Origin of the sequence: Brevundimonas sp. UBA4553 (genome assembly GCF_002387245.1) — a bacterium.
In the GTDB taxonomy this organism is placed as follows: Bacteria; Pseudomonadota; Alphaproteobacteria; order Caulobacterales; family Caulobacteraceae; genus Brevundimonas.
The window spans coordinates 45,118-60,452 of the sequence record NZ_DGLD01000008.1 but is presented as its reverse complement, the minus strand read 5'-3'; the positions used below and the strand labels follow the sequence as shown (position 1 = coordinate 60,452).

The following is a 15,335-nucleotide window of genomic DNA, read 5'->3' as shown; positions in this document are numbered from 1 at the left end:
GTGTCGGTCATGGACTGGTCCCTTCATCATCGTCGTTCTCCCGATTGATCTAGCCGTCCCGCGACCCGATGCGAACTGTTCGAGACGGTATGGATCAAGAGCGATTTGGCATTGATCCAAAGTTGTCGCATCAAGCCAAAAACCGCATCAATCGATAGCTCATTTGGCTTAGACCGGAATGGTGCCCCTCGATACGGTCCTGATCAGACGCGAGCAATGCAGAGCGCCGTTGGGGCCGCTCAGCCGCGAGATGACAGGGATTTCCATGTCCAGAATGACCCCGGCGGAGATGGCCGGCACGATCGGCGGCGGTCTGCTGTCCTTTCCGGTCACCCACTTCGACGCCCAAGGGCGTTTTGTTGAAGCGGCCTATCGCGAGCACTGCGACTGGATGCTGCAGAATGAGCTGGCCGGCCTGTTCGCAGCAGGGGGGACGGGCGAGTTCTTCTCGTTGAAGCCGGCCGAGGTCGAGGCCGTGGTCAAGGCTGCTGTCGCCGAGACGAACGGGCGCACGCCCGTCATCGCCGGCGCCGGTCACGGCACGGCCGCGGCCGTGGAGATGGCGCAATCCGCCGAGGCCGCGGGCGCCGACGGCATTCTGTTGCTGCCGCCCTATCTGATGTTCCCGGGGCAGGAGGGTCTGGCCGCCCACGTCGAGGCGGTGTGCAAGTCCACCAAGCTGGGCGTCATCGTCTACAATCGCGACAACGCCATCCTGAACGCCGACACGCTGGAGGCTCTGTGTGCGCGCAACCCGAACCTGGTCGGGTTCAAGGACGGCGTGGGCGACATTGAACTGATGATGCAGGTCTATGCCCGTATGGGCGACCGGTTGACCTATATCGGCGGCCTTCCGACGGCCGAGACCTTTGCCCCGGCCTATCTGGAGATGGGCGTGACGACCTATTCGTCGGCCATTTTCAACTTCGTGCCGGACTTCGCGCTGAACTTCTACAAGGCGGTGCGCGCGCGCGATCACGACACCATCATGGCGGGCCTGCGCGATTTCGTGCTGCCCTACATCGCCCTGCGCAACAAGGGCAAGGGCTACGCCGTGTCGATCGTCAAGGCGGGCATGACCGCGATCGGCCGCTCCGCCGGCCCTGTGCGCACGCCGCTGGTCGATCTGAAGGACAGTGAATTCGCCGAGCTTCAGACCTTGATCGCCCGCATCCAGGCGACGCCGGCCAAGCTGGCGGCGAGCGCCTAGGGCATGGCCTGTTCCCATCGGATCGAAGCGCCTAGGCTGATCGATCCGATGGAGGGCGCGCCATGTTCGAATTGAGCCAACTACGGTGCTTCGTCGCCGTGGCCGAGGAACTTCATTTCGGCCGTGCGGCCGTGCGGCTGAACATGACCCAGCCGCCGCTGAGCCGGCAGGTTCAACTGCTCGAGCGCATTCTGGGCGTGGTGCTGCTGGACCGGACCAGCCGGTCCGTGCGGTTGACGCCTGCGGGCAGGTCCTTCCTGATCGAGGCGCGGCGCATCCTGCGTCTGGCCGAGTCCGCGTCTCTGGCGACGCGGCGGATCGCCAGTGGCGAGGCCGGCCGGGTGGCGATCGGTTTCACCGCCGCCTCAGGCTACAGCTTCCTGCCCCGGCTGGTGGAACTGGCGCGTGAGCGCCTGCCCAGCGTCGATCTGGCGTTGCGGGAAATGGTCACGGGCGAACAGATCGAGGCCCTGCTGACCGGGCGGATCGACCTGGGGCTGATCAGGCCACCGTTGAATCGGCCCGAGTTCGACAAGTTGCGCGTCATGACCGAGCCTTTGGTAGCCGCCCTGCCCTCGGGCGATCCCCGGCTCGACAGGGCCGTGGTGTCCCTGGGCGACTTCGACGCCCTGCCGATGATCATGTATGCGCCCGAGGGGGCCGGCTATTTCCACGGCATGCTCAGCGGCCTGTTCGACGCCGCCGGCGTTTCCCCGCAGCAGGTCCAGCACATGAGCCAGATCCACTCGATCCTGGCCCTCGTTCACGCTCGCATCGGTGCGGCCATCGTCCCGGAAGCGGCGATGCGTCTGCATTTCGACGGAGTCGAGTTCCGCCCGTTGGACATTACGCCGGCTCGCCCGGTCGAACTGTTCGTGGCCTGGCGCCGCGACAACGACAACCCCAGTCTGAAGCCGCTGCTCGACCTGTTCCGGGCCCAGGTCGAGGACGAAACCCCCTGAAGGACGTTGCATGACCCAGGACCTGACGCGACGCGCCGTTTGCACACTGGGCGGGGGGCTTGCGCTGACCGCGATGGCGGGCGGCGTGCAGGCCGAGGGTGCGGCGCCGGTCGCCGACACGCGGTACGGCCGAGTGCGAGGCTATGTCGATCGCGACATCAAGGTGTTCAAGGGCGTTCGCTATGGGGCGGACACCAGCACTCGCCGCTTTCGTCCGCCACAGACGCCCGCGCCCTGGAGCGGGATCACGGACGCCACGGCCTACGGCCACGCCTCGCCCCAGAAGAGCGCCGAACCGGACCAGAGCGAGGATTGCCTGTTCCTGAACGTCTGGACGCCCGCCCTGGCGGACCGCGGGGGGCGGCCGGTCATGGTCTATGTTCACGGCGGAGCGCACGCCAACGGCTCGGGCTCCAGTCCCCTGTATGACGGCGCGGCCCTGTGCCGACGCGGCGACGTGGTGGTGTTGACGCTCAATCACCGCCTCAACGTCTTTGGCTACAGCGGTCTGGGACAGCTGTTGGGCGGCGAGTTCGCGGCCTCGGGCAGCATCGGTAATCTGGATCTGATCCTGGCGCTGGAATGGGTGCGCGACAATATCGCGAACTTCGGCGGCGATCCGGCCAATGTCACGGTCTTCGGTCAGTCAGGCGGCGGGGGCAAGCTGGTGACCCTGATGGCCATGCCGCGCGCGGCCGGTCTCTATCATCGCGTCATCACCATGAGCGGCCAGCACGTCACCGCCATGGGGCCGCAGCATGCGGAGCTGCGGATGCGTCGTTTCCTGGATCATCTGGGGCTGACGGCGGATCGCGCGGCGGAGCTGGCGACCCTGCCGAGCGGGCGGCTGGTCGAGGCGCTTCAGATGGCGGACCCGCTGGAGAAGGGCGGGATCTATTTCCACTCGGTGATGGATCATCACACCTTGCCAAGACACCCGTTCGTGCCGGACGCGCCGCGCGAGAGCGGGCACATCCCCATGATCATCGGCAATACCCACGACGAGTTCGGCGGCGGCGCGGCGGGCGGTCCTGGTGCGCCGGAGATCACCTGGGACAACATCGCGCCACGCCTCGCGCCGGAGTTTGTCCTGGATCTCAACGCCCAGTACGTCGTCGACTGGTATCGCGCCCGGTTCCCAAAGATGACGCCCCGAGAGGTGTTCGTCGCCGCCGCGACGTGCGGCCGTTCACGGCCAGGGCACCTGATCCAGGCGGAGGAGCGCGCCAAACTGAACGGCCCGACCTGGATGTATCAGCTGGACTTCGCCTCTCCGGTCGAGCCATGGCGCGGCGCCTATCATGGCTTCGACATCGGCCTGGCGTTCGACAACTGCGACAAGACCGAAGCCAAGGCGGGGGCAGGGCCGGATGCGAAGCGGGCGGCCGAGGCGATGAGCGAGACCTTCATCGCCTTCGCACGCACCGGGGACCCCAACAACGCCGCCATTCCCCGCTGGGATCGCTACACGCTGCCGCAGCGGACGACGATGATCTTCGACGTGGACAGCCGCAGCGAGAACGACCCGCGCGCCGACGAGCGCCGCCTGTTCCAGACTGCGCCCTTCCTGAAACAGGGCACCTAGTCGCAGACGTCCAGCGGAATGGCTTCGGCCATGGCCTGATAGCCGGCGTCGGACGGATGCAGCCAGTCGCCGCTGTGGAAGGCGGCCTGCAGGCGAGAAGGCGCGACGGGATCGCGAAGCGCGGCGTCGAAGTCGACCACCCCGTCGGCTTCGGTCTGGGTGCGCAGCCAGGCGTTGACCGTTTGTCGGATCGCCTCGCCTTCAGGGGTGAAGTAGTTGGCGCCTTCGAACGGCGGCACTGTCGCCAGCACGGCCTTGAGCCCCGCCGCATGGGCGCGGCGGATGACCTGACGATAGCCGGCGATCAGGTCTGAGGCGCTTACGGCCTGGTGGGCGTACTGCGGCCGCGAAGGGCGGCCGATGTCGTTGACGCCTTCCAGCAGGATCAGGCAACGCGCGCCCGCGGGCGCCAGGGCGTCGCCGTCCAGACGCTCCAGACCTGACGGACCCGATCCCTGGTTCAACAGGCGGTTTCCACCGATGCCGGCGTTGATGACCGCCCACGGACGGCCGGCTTCCACCAGACGCGCGGCCAGCCGTTCAGGCCAGCCGCCGGGGCCGTCCGGCAAGGCGCCTGTGCCCTCGGTGATGGAATCGCCGAAGGCCACGATGACGCCGGGCGGCGTACTGCTTTCGACCTCGATCCCCGCCAGCAGGGCGCCCAGGCGCATAGGTGCGCTCTCCCCGCCTTCAGCGCCTCGCAACGTCTGACGCCAGCGATGCGTGGGCAGTCGGGTGGCGTGGGGCAGGGCGATGCTGACCTTGACCTGCTCCAGAGCCGCGACGGGCAGATCGACCGGATCCGACACCAGCGGCGCGCCGGCCGGCATGACCGATGAAGGCTCGCCGTTGAAGCGCACCTCGCGCGTCGTGTCCCCAACGCGAACGGTCACTGCGCCCAGAGTGATCGGCTCGGCGCCATAGGCGTTCGACAGTCGCAGGCGGAGGCGGCTGCCGGACGCCGTCACCATTACGGCATGGGTCAGGGTCACACCCTCGACGACGTCTGGACCCAGCGGGCCGCGCACGTCATGGGGATTGGGCGCCGAGGCCGGTCCTGACGGTCCCGCGGTGGACGACGGCGCAAAGGCGTAGGCGGCCACCCAACGGTCTTGCGCAGCGGCGCCCGAGCCGGCCGCTATCAGCGACAGGCCCAGCGCACCGGCTAGCGCACGCCGTCCTAGCGTCGCCAAGGGAACTTCAGGGTCGGTGTGTTGACGTATCGATCCATGGTCAGGACCAGACGCGCCCCCGCGCCCGGCGCCAGGGTCAGGCTGACGTCGGCGGCGTTCACTGTTCGGCGGCTTTCGCCGATATGGACGTCGCGGATGCGATGCTCGCCATAGCCGCCGCCCTGGATGATGACCGTGCGGGCCTGGGTCTGGCTGAGGTTGACCAGGGTGACGCCGGTTTCGGTCGCCGTCATCCGGTCGATCAGGGCGGCGGTGTCCGGCGGCAGACCGGCGCGGCGGGCGTCGGCGTCGAAGTAGCGCAGGCGGGCGAACAGGGGGGAGCCGCCGGCGTTGGCGCTGCTCGGCGCCCACGACGGGCGGGCGATGTGCAGGGCGCCCATGGTCTGGTGCATCAGGGCGGTGACGCTGCACGGATTGACGTCCAGAACCCCGTCGGCCAGCCGCGTGTCCGGCGTGGTCGTGTCCTCACGCTGGGCCTTGGCGCGTTCGGCCACCTTGCCCAGATCGGCGCGCAGGGCGCTTTCGACCCACTCGGGGTTGCGGCCTTCCAGATAGGCGACCCAGGGATGATCCGGCGCGCGGCGGCGGTCGCTGTCTTTCATAGACAGCCACCATATATCCAGCGCGTTGTTCAGATGCAGGCCGTCGCGCCATCCATACCATCCGTCGGCGCCGTACATGGTCGGAGTCTGGACCTTGCCGTCGACGGTGCGTTTCTGGGCGTTGATGCGGTCAGCCTGGGCGCGCCAGGTCTGCAGATACTTGTCATCTCCGGTCAGAAGGTAGGCGTTGAAGAAACCCATGGCCGTGCGCGGCACGCGATTGCGGTCCTCGCGCTTGCCTGTCACCGGATTGACCGGGCTGAAGCCCCAGCCGTAGGCGCCGCCCCACCACTTGCCGTCGGCGGCCGATCCGATCACTCCATCAAGTCCGACGTTCGAGGGCAGGATGTCGTCATTGGCCCTGGCTCGTTCCGCCCAGGCGTCGATGTAGCCCAGCAGCCACTCCCGGTATTTCGGTTCATGCTCCAGCATGAAGGCGTTCAGCGCCAGGCAGGTCGAGAACATGTTCAGCGGGTGGTCGCCGACGACGTCGGTGTATTCCTCATAATGCTGAAGCGTTTGTTCGTAGGTCTCTTCGCCGTGCTCCATGAAGAAGTGCGTCGGGTCGAAGGGATCGCCGGCCCAGTCCAACGCCGTCGCCTTGCGCAGCATCGGTCCCTTGGAGCCGTTCATCAGACTGCGGATGATCCTGTGCTGAGGGTCGTAGTTCGGCGCAGTCGGATCCTCGCCCATGTAGAGGCCGGCGAAGCGGCGGGCGCGATCGCGGAAGCGGGGATTGTCCGGGTCCGACAGGCCCTGGACGTTGAACAGCGTCATCTCCTCGGCGTGATGCTGCCAGTCCAGCTGGACGTTGAACTCCTTGAAGAACATGCCCTCGCGGGCGACTTCGACCTCGGTCGTCTTCGCCTCGGTGAACTGGCGCAGGTGGCCTTCCCAAGCCTGGGTGTACATGGCCTTGACCCGGTCGGGCGCGCCGATGGCGTGGAGCAAGGGCCAGCCGTTGACGTTCTCGATGGCGTCGTCAGGCCCGTCGTTGGCGCCCCAGCGCTCAAAGCAGAGGAAGTAGCCGCGCTCGTCGAAATAGCGGGCGTAGAAGGCTTCGCACGCCTCGGTGTTGGCGCGGATCAGCTCGCGTTGCAGCAAGGCCCAGGTCGGCGCGGCCATGGGGGCGACGACCTGGAGCGGGGCGGCGTGGGCGGCGGCGGGCCTGAGCGCCGTGCCCAGCGCCGTGACCGAGGCGCCCGCCAGGATCTGTCGACGATCCAGCCGCATCAGGCCTTGGCCTCGGTCGACGTCAGGGTCAGGCGCTCGATCTTGCCCGTGATCAGGAAGTAGGCGGCGATGACCAGCAGGCAGTGGATGCCGACGAACCACAGGGCGCCGTCGAACGAGCCCGTCGCGGCCACGATATAGCCGATGACGATGGGGGTCACGATGCCAGCCGAGTTGCCGAAGGTGTTGAAGATGCCGCCAGTGACGCCGACGAACTCACGCGGCGAGGTGTCGGACACCACGGCCCACCCCAGCGAGGCGATCCCCTTGCCGAAGAAGGCCACGGCCATGACGACCACGATCATAGCGGAGTTGTCGATATAGGCGCAGGCGATGATCAGGGCGGACAGCAGCATGCCGATCAGCAGCGGCGTCTTGCGGGCGATCGTCAGCGAGCCGGTCCTCTTCAGCAGAGCGTCGGAGATGATCCCGCCCAGCACCCCGCCGGCGAAGCCGCAGAGGGCCGGGGCGGCGGCGGCGAAACCAGCTTCCAGAATGTTCAGGCCGCGCTCCTTGACGAGATAGATCGGGAACCAGGTCACGAAGAAGTAGGTCAGGACGTTGATGCCGTACTGGCCGATGAAGACCCCCATCAGCATACGGCTGCCCAGCACCTGCTTGACGTTTGCCCAGCTGAAGGCGGCGGACTTGGTGACGGTGCGGTCCTCCATGCGGACCAGGCCGCCGCCCGCTTCGATATAGTCCAGCTCCGCCTTGTTGACGCGGGGATGGTCGACGGGACTGCGCACCATCTTCCAGAAAACGAAGGCGGCGATCAGGCCCAGGCCGCCCATGACGAAGAAGACCGAATGCCAGTCGAAGGTATGGACCAGCCAGCCCATGAAGGGGGCGAAGACGACCAGGGAGAAGTATTGCGCCGAGTTGAAGATGGCCGAGGCCGTGCCGCGCTCGGAGCCCGGGAACCAGGCGGCGACCAGACGGGCGTTGCCGGGGAAGGAGGGGCTCTCAGCCAGACCCACCATGAACCGCATGGCGAACAGGCCGGCGAAGATGGCGCCGCCGGCGAGGAAGCCCGAGAAGCCCTGCACCAGGGTGAAGAAGGACCAGGCGGCGATGGCGATCGTATAGATCAGCTTGGTGCCGAAGCGGTCCAGCAGGGCGCCGCCGGGGATCTGGCCGATCACATAGGCCCAGGCGAAGGCCGACATGATGTAGCCCATCTGGATCGGATCGAGCCCCAGGTCTTTCGAAGCCGCGTCGCCCGCGATCGAGAAGGTCGCCCGGTCGGCATAGTTGATCGTCGTCAGCAGAAAGATCAGCAGAAGGATGCCATATCGCACGCGGGTGCGGCGCTGGGTCGCAGCGGGCGCGGACGCAACTGTCCCGTCGATCATCTGGGCGTTTCCTCGATCTGCGAGACCAGACCGGGACGCCGATCGCCGCTGGCCGTCTCTTCCCTGTGCTGCGCCTCTTCGGGCGCTCTGGAATCGACGATAGTCAGGAAGTCCTGCAGCCGTCTAAGCTAAAATCCTTATTGATCGATCCAGAATTGGTATCAGTAGGAAACCGGTATCAGTTCATATCCTGCATCGGTTCATGCCTTCTTCGGATTGGCGTGCATCGATCAGGTGAACCTATCGTCATTCTGCGAGATCGGGTGACCGACGGCAGCGCGAGTTCCCCGGATCTCGCGGCCCATAGAAAGACCGGCGAAACGCTGGCGAACAGGGAGGGAAGAGGCGATGCGTTCCACGCATGGATTCCAATTTGCGCTGAAGACCGGGGCTTCGGTCCTGGCGGTCCTGATGGCCAGCGCCGGAGGGGCGTATGCCCAATCGGCCGATGCGCCGGCTCAGGACGAGCCCGCAACCCAGGTCGACGAGATCGTCGTCACCGGCTTCCGCGCCAGTCTTCAAAGCGCCGTGAGCGCCAAGCGCCGAGAGAGTGGCATCGTCGATGTCATCAAGGCCGAGGACATCGCCGACTTTCCCGATCTGAACCTGGCCGAATCGCTGCAGCGCGTGCCGGGCGTCACCATCAGCCGCGCCAATGGCGAAGGTCGCCAGATCTCGGTGCGTGGCCTGGGTTCGGAATACACCCGCGTCCGGGTCAACGGCATGGAGGCCATCGCCACCACCGGCGGCACGGTGAACTCAGGCGGCACCAACCGCTCGCGCGGGTTCGACTTCAACATGTTCGCGTCCGAGCTGTTCAACAGCCTGACGGTGCGCAAGTCGGCCTCGGCCGACGTGGAGGAGGGATCGCTGGGCGCCACGGTGGACCTGCAGACCGCCCGCCCGTTCGACTATCGCGAGCCGACCCTCGTGATGGGGGTGCAAGCCAGCTACAACGACCTGGCGCGGGATGTGAAGCCGCGCTTCACCCTGCTGGCCTCGAACACCTGGATGGACGGCAAGTTCGGCGCCTTGTTCTCGGCGGCCTATGAAGAGCGTCATATCCTTGAGGAAGGCGCCAATATCACGCGCTGGACCTTTGGCGGCGCGAATGGTGGTTTCCATCCTTCGTCGACTCTGAACGGCTACGCGATCGGCCAGATCAACAACACCAACACGTCCACGGCGCTCTATCACCCGCGGATTCCCTCCTATGTTCAGTATGATCACAACACCGAACGTCTGGGTCTGACCGGTTCGTTCCAGCTCAAACCAGACGATCAGACGCTCCTGACGCTGGATGTCCTGTATTCGGACGTGAAGAGCACGCGTGACGAGGCCCAGCTTCAGGCCATCGGCTTTAGCCGCGGCGGAACAGGCAAGCCGCAAACGATCATCCGTTCAGGCACAGTCGACGGACGTAATATCGTTCAGGGCGTATTTGACGCTGTTGATGTGCGCTCCCAGTCGGCTCACGACGAACTGGAAACCGAATTCCAGCAGTACACCTTCACCGCGACCCGCAACTGGACCGATCGGTTCCGCTCCGGCTTCATCGGCGGCTATTCGCGTTCGGAATTCACCAACCCCGTGTCGACTATCGTCACTTTCGACCGGGCGAACACCAACGGCTTCTCGTACGACTTCACGTCACGGATGCCCAAGTTCGACTTCGGCTTCGATCTGACCAACCCCGCCAACTGGTCGATGATCAACGGCACGTCCGAGGTGCGTATCCGCCCGACCGAAGTGACCAACAGCTTCTCGACCGCCAAGGCCTACGGCGAGTTCGACGCCAACGAGAACATCACCCTGAAGGCCGGGATTGATTTCCGTCGCTTCCACTTTGATTCCGAAGGCCTGTATCGGACGTCGGAAACGGTCGTGCAGACGCTGACCCCCCAGCAACTGGCCGATGTGTCGAAGGTCTTCTCGGGCTTCGGACGCGATCTCGGCCTGCCGTCGGGGGCTCCGACCAGCTGGCTGGCCCCCGACCTCAATAAGTTCATCGCAACCTATGACATCTATTCCGGTAACGGCATCTACGCGCTGACCGGCCTCAACAACTCTTCGGCCCGTGGGCAGTATATCACCGTCGATGAGAAGGATATGGGGGCGTATCTGCAGGCGGACTTCCGCTTCGACGCCTTCGGCTTGAACTGGCGAGGCGACGTTGGCGCACGCTACGTCCTGACCGAGCAGTATTCGGACGGCTACGCCGCCGTGGGGTCGACCATCCAGTTGGTTCGCGCCCGTCGCGAGTACGACATGTTCCTTCCGGCGGCGAACCTCGCTGTGGACCTGACCGACACGGTCGTGGCGCGCATCTCGGCTGCACAAACCATCGCCCGGCCTTCGATCAGCGTGCTGACGCCGGGTGGCGACGTCGGCATCCAGGGCGCCAACCGCAGCTTCTCCTCAGGCAATCCCAATATCGACCCGACCAAGTCCGACAATCTGGACCTGTCGCTGGAATGGTATCCGGACGCCGACAGCCTGTTCGCCGTGGGATTGTTCTACAAGAAGATCAATTCGTTCGTTCAAAACCTGCGGCAGGATATCCCGTTCAACCAGCTTGGTTTGCCCAACTCGCTGCTGGACGGCACCTCGGCCCTGCCGACCGATCTGTTCGCTGTAAGCCAGCCCGTGAACTCGCCGGGCGGGGAGCTGAAGGGCTTCGAAGTCAATCTTCAGAAACGTCTGAGCTTCCTGCCAGGATGGATGGAAAACTTCGGCGTTCAGGCCAACTACACCTTTGTCGATTCCGACATCGAGTATCTGACCTCGACGACGCCGGGCGCCCCGACCATTACCCAGACGCTGACGGGTCTGTCCAAGAACGCCTGGAACGCCACGATCTACTACGAGACCGACAAGTTCAGCATCCGGGGCTCGGCCGCCTACCGCGAGGGCTACCTGACGGCGGTTCCGGGCAACGATGGCAACAGCGTTCACGGCACTAATGAGACCATGAACTTCGACATGCAGGCCTCATACGCCATCAGCGACAAGCTGAAGGTCAGCATTGAGGGAATTAACCTCACTGACGAGTTCAATGATCAGTATGTCGACGCCAGCAATCGTTTGAATGTCTACAGCCACACCGGTCGGCAGTTCTTCGTCGGTCTGCGGTACATCTTCTAAGCGGGCCTCCTCCTGAAACCCGCGCTTGACGCCGTCCCTTTGACGAGGGGCGGCGTTCTTTTGCGCGCGGCGCATCGTCAGAGGATCATGCCGAAAGGGCATGGATCCATACGCAGAAAGGTCTTGGCCCCCAGTGTTACCTGACGAACCCTGTTCCACAGGGAGGCGTAGCCGGCACAGACCGGCGCCGCCGATCCGAGGGAAGGAATCCGGGCCTCCGCGACATTAGCGGTCCCGTGTCTCAGGGAGGGTGGGTGATGTCTTCACGCCGTTGCGCCTTGGCGGGCGTTGCATCCTGGTTCGTGCTGGCCACGGCCGTACAGGCCATGGCGCAGGTTCCGATGACGGCTTCGCACCCAACCCGAAGCGAGGGCGGTCAGCGACCTTCTCAGCGGAATTGGACGCCTCGCGCGGATAACCGCGAGGCCCTGACTGACTACCTCGACGCCATCGCCATGGCGCACCTTGATCACAGACGCGCGCGCGTTGACGCCATCTCCGACCAGCGGCAGGCCGAGGCCTACCAGGCGAGCTTCCGGCTCGACGCCGTTCGCCTGATGGGCGGACTGCCGGAGGCGCGCACCCCGCTGCGGGCGCGAACGGTTGGCGCCATCTCGCTCGACGGCTTCAGCCTCGAACGCGTGATCTTGGAAAGCCAGCCCGGCTTCTATCTGACCGCCAACGTCTATGTGCCTGCAACGCCCGGCGCTCATCCCGCCGTGCTCCTGACGCCTGGTCACAGCGCCGACGGCAAGGTGCGAGGCGGCGTCCAAGCGCAGATCGCGGCCCAACTGGCCAGGCGCGGCGTGGTGGTCATGTTCTACGACGTGCTCGGGCACGGCGAACGGCTCCAGACCTTCGACCCCGATCGCGGCGTAGCGCGAGCCGGAGGGGCGACTGGCGAACACACCTTGGCGTTCCAGCAAACCCTGCCGATCGGCGACAATCCCGCCCGCTACTTCGTCTGGGACGCCATGCGGGGCCTCGATTATCTTTCATCTCGACCGGATGTCGACGCCACGCGCCTTGGAACTTTGGGCTGCTCGGGCGGCGGCATGGTCAGCGCCTATCTGGCCGCCCTGGATCCGCGGGTGAAGGCTGCCGCCGCCGGCTGCTACATCAGCGACTTCGAACACATGATTCCGACCTATGGGCCGCAGGAAGCCGAGCAATCGCTGCCAGACTTTATTGCGAGGGGCTACAACGTCACTGACTGGGTGCTGGCCGCGGCTCCACGCCCCTTCGCCATTGTCTCTACGCATGACGACAGCTTCCCCCTTGGGGGAGCCGAAGCCGCCTACGAAGATGCGCGCCGTTTCTACCGCCTGTTCGGCGCGGAGGACCAGGTCCAGTGGATCGTCGGTCCCGGCGGCCACGGAGCGCTTGCTCCTGTCGCCCCCCAGATCATCGGCTTTTTCCTGAAGACCCTCAACGGAGACGAAGCGCCGGTCGTGATGGATGAGGTCCGGATTCCCGCGCCGGAAGACCTGCTCGTCACCAGTACCGGTCAAGTCTCGACCGCTTTCGAGGCTCAGACGGTGCAGACGCTCAGCCGCCAGCGCGCGGATCGTCTGCGCCCCCCTGCGCTTCCTGCCGGCGGAACCGGCCCGGAGGCGCGCGCCGAACTGGCCAGACGGATTCGCGACGTCGCGCGTGTGACCGCCGCCCCCGGCGCCCCTGCGCCGAGCGTTGCCTTCTTCCAGCGTGACCAGCGCCAAGGCTACCGGATCGACGCCCTGCGCATAAGCAGCGAGCCCGGTGTCATCCTGGACGGCTTCTACGCCCGTCATGAAGGGGCCTCGCGGCCCGCCTTGGTCCTCCTGACCGACGAGTCGCCCGAGGCGCTGCGTCAGGCTGGAGGCCTGATAGACCAGTACGCCGAGCGCGGATGGAACGTCTTCGCCCTGCGTCCTCGTGGATGGGGCGGAACTGAAGAGGTGAAGTCCGCCCTTGTCGGCGACTGGGGCCTGCTGTCATTGCGCGCCCTTCTGGTAGGCAAGACGGTGCCCGGCATGCGGATGGACGATGCTGTTCAGGCGATCAACTGGCTGGTCGCCCAGCCGTCGGTCGACGCCAGCCGCATTGCTCTGCACGGATCCGGGATCATGGGGCCGGTCGCTCTCCAGGCCGGGGTCCTTGACCCCAGGGTGCAGCGGATATTTCTGGACGAAGCCTTGGCCAGCTACCGGGACATCGTGGACGCGCCTGTCAGCCTCGATACCCCCGAGGTCAATCTGCCAGGCGTTCTCAAGCACTACGATCTGCCGGACCTGGTCGCGGCCATGCCGCCTGGCTCGGTCGTCGTCTCGTCGCCGGTCGACAGTCGCGGTCAAGCGCTAGGCGCCGCCCGTCGGCAGGCGCTGTTCGGACGGCCAAGCGTCGTGCTTTCACCGTCCCTGTTCGACCGCAGCCAAGCGGCCGCCTATCGGCCCTGAGGCCGACAACACCCAGCCTGCACTCTCGCTATGGAGTATTCGATGACGCTCTCCTCCAGCCGACGCCGCTTTCTGGCGGGCTCCGGCGTCGCGGGGCTGGTCGCCGCCTCGACGACGACCGCCGCCGCGCATCGTCCGCCGCCGTCAATCATCCCTGTCCCAAGCGTGGCGGGGGGCCCAGCGGTCCCGACCTTGCCCGCTGCAACACCGCAACCCAGCAACGGGCTGAAGCTGGACCCACGCGCTTTCGGCGCTGTCGGAAACGGAGTGGTCAAGGACACGGCGGCCCTGCAGGCGGCGCTGGATCGGGTCGCCGTCCTTGGGGGCGGCGAGGTGATCATCAGCCCCGGCGTCTATCTCATCGGCGCGATTCGCCTCGGCTCGAACACTGTCTTGCGGATCGAGGACGGCGCCACGCTTCAGGGATCGCCCGACATCACTGATTATCCGGTCACTCAGGTCCGTTGGGAAGGCAAGTGGACGCCAGGCTACATCGGACTGATTTCGGCCCAGGGTGAAACCAACATCATCCTGACGGGCAAGGGGCGCATCCTGGCGTCCGACGCGATCGAGCGCCGGATCGAGGCTTCAACAGGCCTGCGTCACCCTTGCCTTCTGGAGTTTGTGGACGTGAAGGGCCTGACCGTCTCTGACCTGTTCACGCAACAGAACGACCAGTGGTCGATCCATCCGGTCTATTGTGACGATGTGATCTTTCGAGGCCTGATGGTGAATGGTCGGGCTGACGGGATCGACGTCGATTCCTGCCGACGCGTCATTATAGATCAATGCCGCTTTGACACCGTGGACGATTGCATTTCGCTGAAATCGGGACGCGGCATGGAAGGCTTTGTGATCGATCGGCCAACCGAAGATGTCACCATCACCGACTGTGTCTTCATCGACCGTCGCTGGGCCTGCATCGGCATCGGATCAGAAACCTCCGCCGGCGTCAGGCGCGTGCTGGTCGAGCGATGCCTGTGCGAAGCGGCCCATACCTTCGCCATCTATATCAAGAGCCGTCCGGGCCGCGGCGCCTTCATCGAAGACATAGCCATGCGCGACCTCGAGGTGAGGAATACGGGCTACGGCTTCCTGCGCATCAATATCCTGGAAGGCGGCAAACAGGATCAGTTTCCTGTTCCTGGGCTGGAAGGCATTCCCACGATCCGTAACTTCCTGTTTGAACGGATCAAGGTCGTCGATGTCCCCGTGCTTGTCGAAGCGGTGCAAATCCACCCCGACAAGCCGCTGGACGGCTTTGTCCTGCGTGATGTCAGCGGCACGGCGGGTCGCGGCATCACACTGGCGAACATGAAAAACGTTGAGCTCTCGAACATCGACGTCAGCGTTTACAGCGGGCCGCGCCTCGCCAGCGATAACGTGAGCGGACGTGGCCTTGAGGGCAGTGCCCGGCTGGTTCCTCCGGACGTCCCCGCGCCGATCGGGGCCGCCGAGCCAGCCTATGCTTTGGCGGTCGTGCCGGGGCGCCCCAACTGACCGCGGGCTCAGCGCCTGATTTAAATGATGAGCTGATGATCGCCCTCGCGCCGGCCGCTGGACCGTTTGCGTCTCGGCGGGGCAGGGCTTTTCTGGAACTTCGCCGGTGATGCGCA

9 protein-coding genes are annotated in these 15,335 nt (G+C 65.4%); 6 read left to right on the top strand and 3 right to left on the bottom strand.

Annotated features, from left to right (window positions below; translation table 11 throughout):
• The first annotated feature begins 265 nt into the window (after positions 1–265).
• From kdgD to B4A39_RS05885, 3 genes are all read left to right on the top strand, one after another.
• On the top strand, positions 266–1,210 hold the full coding sequence (gene kdgD / locus B4A39_RS05895) for a 5-dehydro-4-deoxyglucarate dehydratase (RefSeq protein ID WP_292034313.1): 945 nt from the start codon (positions 266–268) through the stop codon (positions 1,208–1,210).
• A gap of 62 nt (positions 1,211–1,272) precedes the next feature.
• Positions 1,273–2,172 (top strand): LysR substrate-binding domain-containing protein, encoded by a 900-nt coding sequence (locus B4A39_RS05890; protein ID WP_292034312.1) that lies wholly within the window; start codon positions 1,273–1,275, stop codon positions 2,170–2,172.
• A gap of 10 nt (positions 2,173–2,182) precedes the next feature.
• Positions 2,183–3,757, top strand: a complete 1,575-nt coding sequence (locus tag B4A39_RS05885; RefSeq protein ID WP_292034310.1) for a carboxylesterase/lipase family protein — start codon at positions 2,183–2,185, stop codon at positions 3,755–3,757.
• Here B4A39_RS05885 and B4A39_RS05880 read toward each other — a convergent pair.
• From B4A39_RS05880 to B4A39_RS05870, 3 genes are all read right to left on the bottom strand, one after another.
• On the bottom strand, positions 3,754–4,860 hold the full coding sequence (locus B4A39_RS05880; protein ID WP_292034309.1) for an SGNH/GDSL hydrolase family protein: 1,107 nt from the start codon (positions 4,858–4,860) through the stop codon (positions 3,754–3,756). The two genes, B4A39_RS05885 and B4A39_RS05880, sit on opposite strands and share 4 nt — an antisense overlap.
• A gap of 77 nt (positions 4,861–4,937) precedes the next feature.
• Positions 4,938–6,785: a hypothetical protein gene (locus B4A39_RS05875; protein WP_292034308.1), complete on the bottom strand. Its 1,848-nt coding sequence runs from the start codon at positions 6,783–6,785 to the stop codon at positions 4,938–4,940.
• Entirely contained in the window at positions 6,785–8,140 is a 1,356-nt protein-coding gene (locus B4A39_RS05870; RefSeq protein WP_292034307.1) for an MFS transporter, read from the bottom strand. The genes B4A39_RS05875 and B4A39_RS05870 overlap by 1 nt, the downstream gene beginning before the upstream one ends.
• Positions 8,141–8,488: 348 nt before the next feature.
• Between B4A39_RS05870 and B4A39_RS05865 the strand changes: the two genes are divergently transcribed.
• The 3 genes from B4A39_RS05865 to B4A39_RS05855 all read left to right on the top strand — a co-directional run bounded on the left by B4A39_RS05865 (position 8,489) and on the right by B4A39_RS05855 (position 15,219).
• Complete coding sequence (locus B4A39_RS05865) at positions 8,489–11,284, top strand: TonB-dependent receptor (protein ID WP_292034305.1); 2,796 nt, start codon at positions 8,489–8,491, stop codon at positions 11,282–11,284.
• A 257-nt stretch (positions 11,285–11,541) separates the two neighbouring features.
• Complete coding sequence (locus tag B4A39_RS05860) at positions 11,542–13,719, top strand: alpha/beta hydrolase family protein (RefSeq protein WP_292034304.1); 2,178 nt, start codon at positions 11,542–11,544, stop codon at positions 13,717–13,719.
• A 42-nt stretch (positions 13,720–13,761) separates the two neighbouring features.
• Positions 13,762–15,219: a glycoside hydrolase family 28 protein gene (locus B4A39_RS05855; protein ID WP_292034303.1), complete on the top strand. Its 1,458-nt coding sequence runs from the start codon at positions 13,762–13,764 to the stop codon at positions 15,217–15,219.
• Positions 15,220–15,335: the final 116 nt, after the last annotated feature.

Excerpts from the sequence above, each read along its gene's own strand:
- B4A39_RS05870 (WP_292034307.1), bottom strand. The coding sequence starts at position 8,140 with ATGATCGACGGGACAGTTGCGTCCGCGCCCGCTGCGACCCAGCGCCGC.
- B4A39_RS05860 (WP_292034304.1), top strand. The coding sequence starts at position 11,542 with ATGTCTTCACGCCGTTGCGCCTTGGCGGGCGTTGCATCCTGGTTCGTG.
- B4A39_RS05865 (WP_292034305.1), top strand. The coding sequence starts at position 8,489 with ATGCGTTCCACGCATGGATTCCAATTTGCGCTGAAGACCGGGGCTTCG.
- B4A39_RS05855 (WP_292034303.1), top strand. The coding sequence starts at position 13,762 with ATGACGCTCTCCTCCAGCCGACGCCGCTTTCTGGCGGGCTCCGGCGTC.
- B4A39_RS05885 (WP_292034310.1), top strand. The coding sequence starts at position 2,183 with ATGACCCAGGACCTGACGCGACGCGCCGTTTGCACACTGGGCGGGGGG.
- B4A39_RS05890 (WP_292034312.1), top strand. The coding sequence starts at position 1,273 with ATGTTCGAATTGAGCCAACTACGGTGCTTCGTCGCCGTGGCCGAGGAA.
- kdgD (WP_292034313.1), top strand. The coding sequence starts at position 266 with ATGTCCAGAATGACCCCGGCGGAGATGGCCGGCACGATCGGCGGCGGT.
- B4A39_RS05875 (WP_292034308.1), bottom strand. The coding sequence starts at position 6,785 with ATGCGGCTGGATCGTCGACAGATCCTGGCGGGCGCCTCGGTCACGGCG.